This window comes from Flexivirga sp., assembly GCF_051955415.1.
Classification (GTDB): Bacteria; Actinomycetota; Actinomycetes; order Actinomycetales; family Dermatophilaceae; genus Flexivirga.
Genome location: NZ_JBQCGS010000091.1, coordinates 21049 through 33229, shown reverse-complemented (window position 1 = coordinate 33229; position 12181 = coordinate 21049). Strand labels below are relative to the sequence as shown.

Sequence of the window (12181 nt, the reverse complement as noted above, 5' to 3'; positions counted from 1 at the left end):
CTGTCTGTTTGGTGGGTCGCCGGGGGGGGGGCTGGGGGGGGGGGGGGCGCGGGGCGGGGGGGGGGGCGCCGCCCCCCCCCCGCCGTACGAGCGGGGTCAGTCGACCCGCAGACCACGCTCCAGCGCGCGCACGATCTTCGGGCGCAACTCGCCGGCGGCGACGACCTCGTCGACGGAGCCGACCTCGACCGCCCGGTGGATGCTGTGCACGCCGTCGAACTCGGCGGCCACTTCGGCGATCTTGGCGGCCCGCAGGCTCGCCTGCAACTCCTCGAGTGCGACCCGCAGGGCGGCGCGTTCGGCACCTTCGGCGGTGTCGAAGCGTTGCTGCAGCTGTGCCAGCTCCGGGTCGGCGGCGGCTCGCTTGGCCACCTCCGACGCGAAGACGACGGCCGCGGCCGGAGCACCACCGAGCACCGATGCGAACGACCCGTCGACGGCCAGCACCGTCATCTGCGCGTTGAGTTGCTTGGAGAACACCACGAACGCCCCGCCGTGGTAGCGCGAGATCACGCAGAAGACGATCGGACCGCGGAAGTTGACGATCGCCCGACCGATCTCCGCGCCGTACTCCAGCTGCAGGTTGCGCATCGACTCCGGGGAGCCGTCGAAACCCGACAGGTTGGCCAGCACGACGACCGGCCGGTTGCCGGACGCTGCGTTGATGGCGCGCGCCACCTTCTTCGAGGACCGCGGGAACAGCGTGCCGGCGGTATAGGTGTCCGGGCCGTCGGTGGGCGGGAAGCCCTGCCGTGCAACGGGTTTGGACTCGATGCCGATCAGTGAGACCGGATAGCCGCCGATCCGGGTGTCGACCGTGACGGCGGTCTCGGCGTCCGCCATACTCCCCCACCGCTCGAGCATGATGTGGTCCTGGTCGGCGACCGCACGCATCACGCTGCGGATGTCGAAGGCACGCTTGCGGTCCGGGTTGAGCTCCCGGGAGAAGATGTCACCCACGGTGTCGAAGTCGCCGTCGTGCGGGCTGTCGCAGATGTCCCGGTCCACCGGGTCGGCGGACGGCGCACGCCGCGGCCCCGGCTCACCGGGTACGACATACGTGTGGTCGTAGTGCTGCATCAGCACCACGAGCGCTTGCGCCAGATCGGGCACCCAGTACTGGGCCTGACCGTTGGGTCCCATCACGCGGTCGTAGCCGCCGATGCCGTGGTTGTCCTCGGCGGACACGCTGCCGGCGAAGTCGAGCGTCTGCTTGCCGGTCAGCACCATCGCGCTGTCCGGGGTCATGATGAGGATGCCCTTGGTGTGCATCAGCATCGTCGCCTCGGCGTTCCAGTAGGGCTGCGCCCCGACGTTGATGCCCGCGACGACGATGTTGATCTCGCCGCCCGCCTGGGTGAACTCCACGATGCGCTTGAGGGCAACAGCCACCCAGTCCATGTTCTCGGTGCCGCTGGTCATCGACACCCGCGCACCGGCGGAGACGGCGAACCACTCGACCGGGACGGCCAGCTGCTCGGCCAGGTCGATGGCCGCGACCACCCGGCTGCACTCGGCCTCGGACAGCGCGCCCAGGGACTTGATCGGGTCACCGGCCAGCACGACCCGCCGGACACCCTCCGGGTAGAGCTCGGTGGGCGTGGTGACCACGCCGACGATGATGCCCGCGGTGTTCTGGCCGCGTGGCCGGTCGACCGGCACCAGCGCTCCGCCGTCGTCGAAGTCGTACTCCACGAACGACCCGGCGCCGGCGAGCGTCGGCTCCAGCTCGTAGGGGTAGACCAGGCCGCGCCGACGAGCTCGCAGCACCTTGGCGGCGTAGTCGTCCAGCGGCGCCAGCGGCTCGGTCGGGGGTTCGATCACGTCGGCGGCGACACCCGCTCCGGGCGTCGCGTGGAAGCGTATGGCGATCTGGGTCGGTGTGCCGTCGGAGCTCTCCACCCGTCCCTGGGCCAGCACCTCCTCGATGCCGGCTCCCTCGGTCAGCGGCGTGATCTTCGACTGCAACGCCGCCAGGTGCGCGATGTCCGCCTCGACCGGCGGCCAGACGGTCACCCAGACGTGGTTGACGTCCAGCGGGGTCCTGCCACCGCCGTGCGAGGCCCGGACCCGGCGGATCGCCTCCAGGCAGTTCTCGACCGCCCGCTCGGCGTGCGGCAGCGCGACCACGTTGCCGTCCTCGTCGCGCACGACGGCCAGCTGCCGCACCTGCGCCAGGGCCACCAGACGACGGTCGGCCGGGTTGCTGCGTGCGACGCAGTCCAGCAACAGCACGTCCTCGGGCGCCTCCAGCCGGGTGACGTCGAACTCCCGCAGCCGCCAGAGGTTGAGCCGCCGGCCGACCATCGGGTGCATGCCCCGGACCAGGTCGTCCTCGACCCAGCCGGCGTCGGCGGGGCGGAAGGTGAAGTAGTCCACCGCGTGCGGAGCCGCCGGACAGACCGCGAACGAGATCCGCCGCACGGTGTGCGCGAACGACCGGTGCGCCAGCAGCTCCAGCAGCTGGTCGCGGGCCTGCTCGGGCTGCCCGGGCAGGTCCGCCCACCGCAGGTAGATCTCGACGACGCTGTCGTGGTCGGTGGCCAGCTGGTCGTCCACCGCCGCCCACAGCGAGCCGTCCCGCGCCTGCCCGATGTCGCCGACCGTGGTCACGACCCGCGTCTGCCCGTGGGTCTCGGAGACGTATTCGGCTCGCGCGACCGGACGGCCGTGGACCTGCGCGGCCTGCAGGTCGTGCAGGTCGTACTCCAGGTAGTGACGCCGGATCAGCACCTCCAGCAACGGCTCGTAGGCGCTGTCGATGGTGCTGGGTTCGGCATACAGCCGGTCACGCAGGAAGCCGACCAACTGCTCGGGTATGGCGGTCAGCGCCCCGATCCGGGCCTCTCGGTCCGGCGCCGACGGGTCGGTCAGTGCGGCGACCTCGTCGGCGACACCACCCAGGACGCTGGATCGTTCGTCGTCGACGATCGGCTGGTCGAACCAGCGGAACCGCACCGAACGGGCCAGGTCCCCGACCACCGAGAAGCGCCGCTGGGTCGCGCGCACCACCCGCTCCAGCAGCGCCCGCGCGCTACTGGTGTCAGTCGGTGCCGGGACCGACAACCAGCTGCGCAGCAACTGCACCGCGATGTCGACGTCCCCGACCTCCTGCTGCGCCAGGAAGATCCGGAACAGCGCCTGCTCCAGGGCGGGCGTGCGGTCCAGCTCGGTGATGCCGTAGTGCCGCAGCACGCGCAGCAGCTTGTCCCGGAACGACTGCGGCAGGTCACCGCGCTCCAGATCCAGCGTCCGCAGATAGGTCTGGAAGTGCTCGCGGGAGCTGTGCACCCGCAGCTCCGAGTGCGACTCCTCACGGGCCGGCCGGTTGCGGCTCAGCTCGGCGAAGTCGGCGAACATGTCCAGCAGCGCGAGCTCGTCGTCGCTGGGCGCGGCCGTGGTGTCCCGCTCGTCCAGGTAGGCGTGCAACGTGGCCAACCGGTCCTGCGGGCTGACGTCATACCCCATGAGCGCGGAGCGCAGCGTGCTCATCGCGGCCGCGTCACGCTCCGCACGGGTGCGGACCCGGCCGTCGGTGGGCAGTCCGAGGTCGGCCCCGGAGGTCTCCCGCTCGACCTCGGCGTCGTCGCCGGTGGGCTCGAGCCGCACCAGCGGTGCACCGGTCTCCACCTGGGTGCCGGCGCGCACCAGCAACTCGCGGACCCGCCCGGTGAACGGCGCGGGCAGCACCGTCTCCATCTTCATCGACTCCAGCACGAGCACCGGCTCACCGGCATTGACCTCGTCCCCCACGGCGACCGGTGTCGCGACCACCAGCGCCGGCGCGGGCGCGCGCATGACGCCGCCTTCGTCGCGGCTGATCCGGTGGGTGACACCGTTGACCTCGATCAGCTGGACCGGACCGTGCGAGGCGCTGACCACCCGGAAGGCCTCGCCGTCGACCAGCAGCCGGCTGTGCACCTCGTCCAGGCGTTCCAGGGACGCGCTGACGGTCTGCGTCGTGGTCCCGCCGGACACGCTCACCGAGTAGTCGCTGGGGCTCACCCGACGCACGGTGACCGAGAACGTCTCGCCGCGCAGCTTCAGCTCGGTCGTGCCGTCGGGGTCGTGGTGCAACTGCGGGCGGCCACCGTATGCCGTGTCCAGGAACCCGGCCGTCTCGGCGCGCTCCCGCTCGGCATACCCCTCGATGGCGGCGGCGACCAGCGCGACACCGGCGTGCGGGTGATCCGCGAGCCGGCCCTCGGCCCGCATCCGGTCGATCCAGCCGGTGTCGGCCCAGGTCGGTTCGCCGCGGGTCACCTCGGACTGACCGAGCAGCTCCAGCACGAAACTCTTGTTGCTCACCCCGCCCTCGATGATGACGGTGGTCTCCTCCATCGCGCGGCGCAGCCGGGCCAGGGCCTCCTCGCGGGTGGAGCCGTGCGCGATGATCTTGGCGATCATCGAGTCGAAGTCGGCCGGGATGGTGTCGCCCTCGCTGACCCCGGTGTCGACCCGGATGCCCGGCCCGGCCGGCAGCTCCAGCCGGCTGATCCGGCCGGGAGCGGGTGCGAAGTCGCGGTCCGGGTCCTCGGCGTTGAGGCGCGCCTCCACGGCGTGGCCACGCTCGGCCGGGCGCTCCCCCGTCAGCGGGACACCCGCCGCGACCTGCAACTGCAGCGCCACCAGGTCCAGACCGGTCACCGTCTCGGTGATCGGGTGCTCGACCTGCAGCCGGGTGTTGACCTCCAGGAACGCGAACGTCCGGTCCTGCGGGTGGTAGAGGAACTCCACGGTGCCGGCGCCCCGGTAGTCGACCGCGAGGGCCAGTCGCTCGGCCGACGCCTTGAGTTCGTCCGCCTGCTGGGCGTCCAGCAGCGGGGACGCCGACTCCTCGATGATCTTCTGGTTGCGGCGCTGGACCGAGCAGTCCCGGACGCCGACCGCCCAGGCGGTGCCCTGCCCGTCCGCGATGACCTGGACCTCGACGTGCCGTGCGCCGGTGACCAGTTTCTCCAGGAACACGACGCCGCTGCCGAATGCGCGCTCCGCCTCGTCGCGGGTGCGCTGGTAGGCGTCCTCGAGCTCGGCCGGCCCGGTGACCTTGCGGATGCCGCGGCCGCCGCCGCCCGCCGTCGCCTTGAGCATCAACGGGTAGCCGATGCGGTCCGCCGCCGCGAGCGCGTCGGGCAGCGTGTCGACCCCGCCGCGGCTCCACGGCGCGACCGGGACCCCGACCTCCTCGGCGATCAGCTTGGAGCCGATCTTGTCGCCCAGCCGGCGCATCGCCTCGGCGGACGGGCCGATGAAGGTGATGCCGAGACGCTCGCACAACTCCGCGAACGCCGGGTCCTCGGCCACGAAGCCCCAGCCCACCCAGCAGGCGTCCGCACCGGTCTCGGTCAGCGCACGCTCCAGGGCGGCGAGGTCGAGGTAGGGCCGGTCGGCCGCGGCACCCAGCAGGTATGCCTCGTCGGCTTCGCGGACGAACGCCGCGCCGGAGTCCACGTCGGTGTGGAGGGCGATCGTGCGCAGTGGTGCGCCGTCACCGTCGAGGGCGCGGCGGGCGTTGACATCGCGCACGGCGTGGATGAGCCGCATGGCGGCCTCTCCCCGGTTGACGATGGCGATGCGGGTCAGGTTTCGTGGGGCGGATTGCACAGGCCTGACTCTGCCACTTCCGAGGGGTTACTCCACAGTCCCCACACCGAAAAGCGGTGTTCGACGACCGATCGGCCGGACAAATCCCGGACAGACCGCGAGCGATCGCGGATCAGGCAGTCCCGTTGCCGTCGTCGATCACCCGGAGCACCAGCGCCAGCTCGGTGGCGTCGTACCAGGACAACTCGAGATCTGCGTCGACGTCGCGCTCACCGGCCGGGTCGAGCAGGTGGAAGCTGGCCACCCGCCGCTTCGGTGGCGCACCGGTGACCGCCACGGCGGATGCTGCCGGCGACTCCGACCGGTCGGTGACCCGGTCGCCGTCGACGTCCACCGAGGCGACGACCCGTAGGTCGCGCGCAGCGGCGTCGGTCGCGGCGTCCTGGGTGGCCAGGTATTCCAGGCCCTCGTCGTCCTCACCGGGTGCGGCCGCGCGTAGCCGGTCGGTGACCGCGAACGCGGCGCGGGTCCGGTCCGGCAGCGCCCCGGTCCCGGCCAGCGCGCGCAGCTCGTCGCCGTCCAGCGGCACGTAGGTCCTGATCAGCTGCGTCATATTTCGCGCGCCTCCGTTTCGTCCAGTAGCTCCGCCAGTGCGTCGACCAGGCACTGGCCGAACAGGTCCAGGTCGGACATCGCATCACGGTCGGCGTTCAGGCCGAAGTCGACGCGCCCGTTGTATGACGTCAGCCCGATCGACAATGTCTGCCCCTTGGGCAGCGGGATCACCGGATAGGTCTCGACCATCGGCGCTTGTCCGGCATACAAGGTGCGTTGTGGTCCGGGCACGTTGGTGACCACCAGGTTGAACATGCGCCGGGACATGGCGTTGCCGACCCGGGCACCCAACGAATGCAGGGTCGGCGGCGCGAAGCCGGCGAGGCCGGCGATGGACGCGGCGTCGATGGCCGCACCACCGCCGTCGAGGTGCTGGCTGGTCGCGTAGCCGATCTGGTGCAGCCGCATCACCGGGCGGGCCTCGCCGACCGGCAGGTCCACGAACATCGGTGAGACCTGCTCTCCCATCTGGCCATCCGCGTCCTCCGGTTGCACGCTCAGCGGCACGAGGGCACGGACCTTCTCGCCGGCGGGGACGACCTCGCCGCGAGCGAGCAGCCAGCCCCGCAGGGCCCCGGTGATCGTGGCCAGGACGACGTCGTGGACGGTGACGGTCTGCGCGCTCAGGGACCGGATCCGCCGGTAGTCCTCCAGCCGGGTGGAGACCATGATGAAGCGACGGTGGACGCTGGCAGTGCGGTTGAGCGGGCTGTCCGGCGCGGGGCGGGTGGCGGCGCGCGCCAGCACACCGGCCGCCGAGGTCAGCCCGGCGGTGCCGTGCCGGGCCAGCCGCCGCGCACCCGAGGTGACCCCGCGCACGCCACCGGCCGCGAGGTGCGCCACCGCGAGCGGGTTGCGCACCACCTCCACGGCGGCGCCCAGCGCCAGGTCCAGACCACTGGGTGTGCGGGCCGCCCGCCAGGTCTGCGGGATGGGGTGCTCGCGGGTCGCTTCCGGGTCCACGATGATCTGGCCGATGTCGATGGCGTGTATGCCGTCCACCAGCGCTATGTGCGTCTTGGTCACGATCGCGAAGCGGCCGCCCTGCAGCCCTTCGATCAGATAGAGCTCCCACAGCGGACGCTGCGGGTCCAGCGAGCGCGCCTGGATCCGGCCGACGAACTCCTCCAGTTGGGCGGCGGTGCCCGGCCTCGGCAGTGCCGACCTGCGGACGTGGTAGCTGACATCGAACTGTTCGTCGTCGGCCCACACCGGCGGCAGCACACGCCCCGGGAACTGCTGCACCCGCTGCCGATAGCGCGGCACGAACGCAATGCGGTTGCTGACCAGGCTGACCAGTTGTTCGTACTCGAAGCCGCCGTCGAGCGGGTCGGGCCGGTCGCGGCCCGGTCCCTCGAAGATCATCACCGACCCGACGTGCATGGGCGTCGAACGGTCCTGCAGATAGTAGAAGGACGCGTCGAGGGCACTCAGTCGGTCAGCCACGGCCACATGCTCGCACGATCACGACCTGCGGGCGGCGAACCAACTGCGGCGGCTGGTCGCGGTGACACCCGTCAGGTCCGCCGCCAGCGCCGCGATCGCCTTGCGGGCCGCCGAACCGGGGGCGTGCACGGCGAGGACCCGACCCGCCAGCAGCGCACCGTCGAGCGCCGGCCGGTCGTCCGGGACGATGACCGGCGAGGTGACGGCGGCGAACCGCTGCAGCGCCTCGGTGACCCGCTGCTCCGGTCCGGCACCGACCGCGGCGGCCCGGACCTTGTTCGCGACGACCCTCGGCGGTTGCGAGCACACGGCGCGCAGTTCGTCCAGACCGCGCACCAGCCGCTGCAGGCCGACCGGGTCCGCAGCACCGACGGCGAGGACCGTGTCCGCGGCACCGAGCGCCGCCAGGGTCGCGGCGTTGCGCCGCGGCGCCGCGGTGTCGTAGCTGAGTTCCTCGTCCTGCTCCAGCGGTGCGGCGACATCGACGACGACCAGCCTGACCAGCTGCCGGCACTGCTCCAGGACCGCCTGCAGCGCGTCGTCGCGCAGCTCGGGCCATCGGTCCGCCCGGGGCAGGCCGGTGAGCACGCGCAGCCCAGCGCTCACCTCCGGGGCAACCGAGGCCAGCGATCGCAGGTCCAGGTGGCCGGCGTCCGCCAGCCGGGTCGCCGCGGCGACGCCCGGAGCCTCGTCGAGCAGGGCGAGATGCTGCGCGATCGACGCGGCATACGTGTCGGCGTCGACGAGCAGCGTCGGCACACCCAGCCGGGCCGCTTCGGCCGCCAGGTTGACGGCGACGACGGTGCGCCCGGGCGCGCCGAGCGGACCCCACACGGTGACGACGGTGGCGCCGCCGCGTGGCGGGCGCTCCCCGTGCTGCTCCCCGCTGGACACCGGCTCGCGCGGCAGGTAGGGGCCGTCGCCGGACAATGCAGCCAGCTCGGTCTCCAGCGACGCGGTGGGATCGGCGTCCGGGTCCGGTGCGTCAACCGCCGACGGGTCCGCGTCGGTGACCGCGAGGACGGCCGCCGCGAAGTCCCCCGGCGTCGCGCCGACCGCGACCTGGGTGCGCACACCCCACTGCTGCAGCACCCGCTGCTCGTCCTCCGCGCCCGGCCGGTGGACGCCGACCACGCCGACGCCGGCGGTCCGCAGGGCAGCGATGGTGCTGCGGTCCATGCCGTTGAAGTCGGCCGAGATCAGCGCGACGTCGGCGCGGCCAGCCGTGCAGATCGCCAGCAGATCCGCGACGTCCGCGCACCGCCGGACCAGCCGCACGTCCCGCGCCTGCCCGAGCGCGGCCGCCACGGCGGCCTCGTGCGCGGCACCGATCGCGGTGACCGCCGAGGTGGCCATCAGTCGCCCTTGAGCGGCGAGCCGGCGGCCGGCACCAGGTCGACCTTCGCCCCCTGATTGACCGCGCCCAACACTGCGGCGACCTTGTCGTCGGGCACGAGCACGTGCACCGCACCACTGTCGGACGCGACCGAGAAGCCACCGCCCTTGCCGGGGACCCGGGCCACGACGGCCCGGTCGATGAGTCGGGTCGGGGCGGCATACGAGTCCTTCCCGACGTTGTTCTGCTGCTGGGGCGAGATCCACACGTCGACGATCGAGCCCTTGACGAGATTGGCCGACTGGGCGGCGTCGACCGGAAGGGCGACCGCCTTGACCCGGACCGTGCCACCGGCACCGACGGCGGATCGCGGCACGAGTTCGCCGGAGCGCACCTCGCGCAGCACCTCACCGGTGGGCAGCGGGTCGTCCGCGCGCAGGTAGGTGCCGTCGGCCTTGTCAATGCGGACCTTCACCGCGTGCACGTCCGAGGCGGCGACCCGCTGGCCCGGCACCAGCGGATGTGCCGCCTGCAGGACCTCGATCGAGTTGTCGTAGTGTCGCAACGCCGCGGCACCGCCGATGGTCGCGACCAGCACCAGCAGCACGCCGACGACCAGTCGGCTGTCACGCCAGGACGGTCGCTGCAGCCGATGCGCGGCCGGTGTGGGCAGCTCGTCCGCTGCGGTATGACGTCGACTCTCCACGTGCTCTCTCCCCTTGCCTCCGGAGCAGTACCTCCGTTGTGTCGCACCGGGTGGTCCGATGACAGCGGCCGGGACGACTGCAAGCACTGTAAGGACTCCGGTCGGGCTGCGGGTCGTTTGTCCACAGGCAGTCCGCGGACGGCAGTCGCGAATGCGCCACAATGGACGTGCGCCACCTCACCTCGCACACCCGCCGCACCGTCATCCGCACCGCCACACCCACTCGCACCACAAGGAGGGCATCCGTGCCAGCGCGCTTCGTCTCCATCGCCGACGTCGCCGAGACCCTCGCGATCTCCTCCCGCCAGGCCTATGGACTGGTGACCAGCGGGGAGCTGCCCGCGATCAAGGTCGGCAAGTCGTGGCGCATCGAGCTCACCGAGCTCGAGTCCTACATCCAGCGGCAATACGCCGATGCCCAGGCGCGGGTCGCCGCCGGCGACTTCGGCGACGAGGAGAGCTGACAGCGGTCAGGTCGCGCAGACGCGGCTAGGCCCGGCGAACGATCCCGAGGGCCGGGAAGGGCACGATCCGGTGCCCGGTGAGCGCCCGCTGCCGGCGCACCGCGTCGGCGGGGTGCTCGGCCAGGTCCAGGTGATCCGCACCGACCTTGTCGATCGTCCCGGTCGCCAGGCCACCGGCGATGTCGTGGATCGCCACCGGTGCCCGGTCCCTGGCGACCGCGCGGAGCGCCACACCGATCCCGAACCGCCGGCCCCATCCCCGATCGTCGTCGCTGCGCGCCGCCAGGCCGATGATCGCCGTCACCGCGCCCATCGGCACCAGAGCCGCGTGCCGTCCCTGCTCCTGCAGCAACAGCCAGTCCTTGCCCATGTCGTCCAGCGTGCCGCGCACCGCGCCGGCCCCGGTGACGACGGTCACCACGCCACCGAGCGACCGTGCGGCGCGGTCCAGCACCGTGACCTGGGCCCGCTCTCGGCGGGTGCGGTCGGCGACCTCGGCCTGCAGCTCCCGCCGTTGCTCGGCCAGCAGCTGGGCCTCCAGATCCGCGAACAACTCCTGCCAGCGCACGCCGCCACCGTAGCGGGCCACGCAGGTCATCGATGGACAACAGCAGATAAGTGTGCTTGAGTGCATTCAATGTCACTTGATGTTGTTTGATGCACTTTGATGCTGATTGGGTGCATTCGGTCATCGGCGAGGGAGGACGGCATGGACGGGACAGCGACGAAGGACACGACGGGGCGGCACCGGGTGCGCGCCGCTGCGCTCGGCGCCGCCGCGGCCCTGGCGGCGGTCGTCGCGGCATACGTCGCGTGGCACGGCATGCTCGGGGAGCTCCACCGCCTGGACCACCGCAGCACGGTGCGCACCCTCGACGCCCTGCCGGTGCTGCTGTGGGCGGCACTGGTGCTGGCTCTGCTGTGGGCGGCGCTGCTGGTCGCGCTGGCGGCCGGCACCGTGCTGCGCGGCGCGACCGGCTCCGCCGGCGAGGCGGCGTGTTCGGGGCCGCCGGCGGGTGGCCGCGCCGGCGGCCTGGTGGCCCGGGTGGCCGGCGTCCTGCTCGCACTGACCACGCTGTCCGGCCTGTCCACCGCGGCACCCGCGCTGGCTGCCACGACACCGACGACGGCCACAGCCTCCGTGCAGGTGCCGCCGGCAGCACTCACCGTCCAGCACGCCGGCGTCCCCGCAGGCGGCGGTCCGTGCGCGGAGCCGGAGGTGCCGGCACCGGGCTGGGTGCCGGACAAGCCGGCCCGCACCGACCAACTGGCCCGCGACTGCGCACCTCTGGTCACCGGGCGCCCGGTCGCCGACGACTCGGGTGAGGTCGTCGTCCATCGCGGGGACACGCTCTGGTCGATCGCCGCCGCGCAGCTCGGACCTCACGCGGACGCTCGGGCGATCGCCGCCGAGTGGCCCCGCTGGTATGCCGCCAACCGCGACACCATCGGCGACGACCCCGACCTGCTGCAGATCGGCACCCGCCTGCAACGGCCGCAGCCCGCACTGGAAGGAAGCAACCGATGAGCCTCGCCGCCACCGGGCCGCTGCACCTGTCCCCCGCCTCCGGATGGCAGCCGCCCGCGCTGGACGAATGCGCGGTCGACACGCTGTACGACGACGTCGTCGCGGCGTCGCGCAACCGGCATCGCAGCTACTCGCAGCCGGCCCTGCGGGTGGTGCTCAACGCCGAGGACGCCGACCCGCAGTTCGGTCCGCAGGCCACCCGCAGTCAGTCGCTGCCCGAGCCGGGCGCCTGGCTGCAGCGGATGGCCGGCGCCCTGCTGGAATGCATGACGGGCGTGCGCTCACCCGCTCAGGTCGCCCGCTGGGTCAGCCCGCTGATCTACGAACGCGTCAACGCCCGCTCGGTGATCGCCAAGCGACGCGGCGCGCGACCGCTGCACCGGTCCCTGGTCCGCCGGGTGCACCTGTGCGAGCCGGACGACGGGGTCGTCGAGGCCAGCGTGGTGGTGCAGCACGACGGCCGGGTGCGCGCCATGGCGCTGCGCATGGTCGGCGTCGACGGCCGCTGGATGGTCACGGCGATGGAGCTGGGCTGACGGCGA

Annotated in this window: 9 protein-coding genes; 3 read left to right on the top strand and 6 right to left on the bottom strand. The window is 72.4% G+C overall.

Translation table 11 applies throughout. The features are described 5' to 3' along the window. Window positions 1–96: 96 nt before the first annotated feature. The 5 genes from ACTHL4_RS15165 to ACTHL4_RS15145 form a co-directional block, all read right to left on the bottom strand. A complete protein-coding gene (locus ACTHL4_RS15165; RefSeq protein ID WP_440283600.1) occupies window positions 97–5604 on the bottom strand; it encodes an ATP-binding protein in 5508 nt (1835 codons plus the stop codon). Window positions 5605–5716: 112 nt separating this feature from the next. Continuing rightward, window positions 5717–6157 (bottom strand): DUF6912 family protein, encoded by a 441-nt coding sequence (locus tag ACTHL4_RS15160; RefSeq protein WP_440283599.1) that lies wholly within the window; start codon window positions 6155–6157, stop codon window positions 5717–5719. Further along, window positions 6154–7605, bottom strand: coding sequence for a WS/DGAT/MGAT family O-acyltransferase (locus ACTHL4_RS15155; protein ID WP_440283598.1), 1452 nt, complete (start codon window positions 7603–7605; stop codon window positions 6154–6156). Before ACTHL4_RS15155 ends, ACTHL4_RS15160 begins: the two co-directional genes overlap by 4 nt. 18 nt (window positions 7606–7623) lie before the next feature. Further along, complete coding sequence (locus tag ACTHL4_RS15150; RefSeq protein WP_440283597.1) at window positions 7624–8961, bottom strand: AAA family ATPase; 1338 nt, start codon at window positions 8959–8961, stop codon at window positions 7624–7626. Next, the gene (locus ACTHL4_RS15145; protein WP_440283596.1) at window positions 8961–9647 is read right to left on the bottom strand and encodes a hypothetical protein; all 687 of its coding nucleotides are present in this window, start codon (window positions 9645–9647) and stop codon (window positions 8961–8963) included. The genes ACTHL4_RS15150 and ACTHL4_RS15145 overlap by 1 nt, the downstream gene beginning before the upstream one ends. 245 nt (window positions 9648–9892) lie before the next feature. Here ACTHL4_RS15145 and ACTHL4_RS15140 point away from each other — a divergent pair, with 245 nt between their 5' ends. Next, window positions 9893–10111 (top strand): helix-turn-helix domain-containing protein, encoded by a 219-nt coding sequence (locus ACTHL4_RS15140; RefSeq protein ID WP_440283595.1) that lies wholly within the window; start codon window positions 9893–9895, stop codon window positions 10109–10111. Window positions 10112–10136: 25 nt separating this feature from the next. On the opposite strand, the gene ACTHL4_RS15135 is transcribed toward ACTHL4_RS15140, so the two are convergent. Next, entirely contained in the window at window positions 10137–10709 is a 573-nt protein-coding gene (locus ACTHL4_RS15135; RefSeq protein ID WP_440283594.1) for a hypothetical protein, read from the bottom strand. Between the two features lie 111 nt (window positions 10710–10820). Here ACTHL4_RS15135 and ACTHL4_RS15130 point away from each other — a divergent pair, with 111 nt between their 5' ends. After that, the gene (locus ACTHL4_RS15130; protein ID WP_440283593.1) at window positions 10821–11639 is read left to right on the top strand and encodes a LysM peptidoglycan-binding domain-containing protein; all 819 of its coding nucleotides are present in this window, start codon (window positions 10821–10823) and stop codon (window positions 11637–11639) included. Next, on the top strand, window positions 11636–12175 hold the full coding sequence (locus ACTHL4_RS15125; protein WP_440283592.1) for an Rv3235 family protein: 540 nt from the start codon (window positions 11636–11638) through the stop codon (window positions 12173–12175). Before ACTHL4_RS15130 ends, ACTHL4_RS15125 begins: the two co-directional genes overlap by 4 nt. The last annotated feature ends 6 nt before the right edge of the window (window positions 12176–12181 follow it).

Bases quoted from the DNA above. Each gene is read 5' to 3' on its own strand.
- ACTHL4_RS15160 (WP_440283599.1), bottom strand. From the start codon at position 6,157: ATGACGCAGCTGATCAGGACCTACGTGCCGCTGGACGGCGACGAGCTG.
- ACTHL4_RS15150 (WP_440283597.1), bottom strand. From the start codon at position 8,961: ATGGCCACCTCGGCGGTCACCGCGATCGGTGCCGCGCACGAGGCCGCC.
- ACTHL4_RS15135 (WP_440283594.1), bottom strand. From the start codon at position 10,709: ATGACCTGCGTGGCCCGCTACGGTGGCGGCGTGCGCTGGCAGGAGTTG.
- ACTHL4_RS15130 (WP_440283593.1), top strand. From the start codon at position 10,821: ATGGACGGGACAGCGACGAAGGACACGACGGGGCGGCACCGGGTGCGC.
- ACTHL4_RS15125 (WP_440283592.1), top strand. From the start codon at position 11,636: ATGAGCCTCGCCGCCACCGGGCCGCTGCACCTGTCCCCCGCCTCCGGA.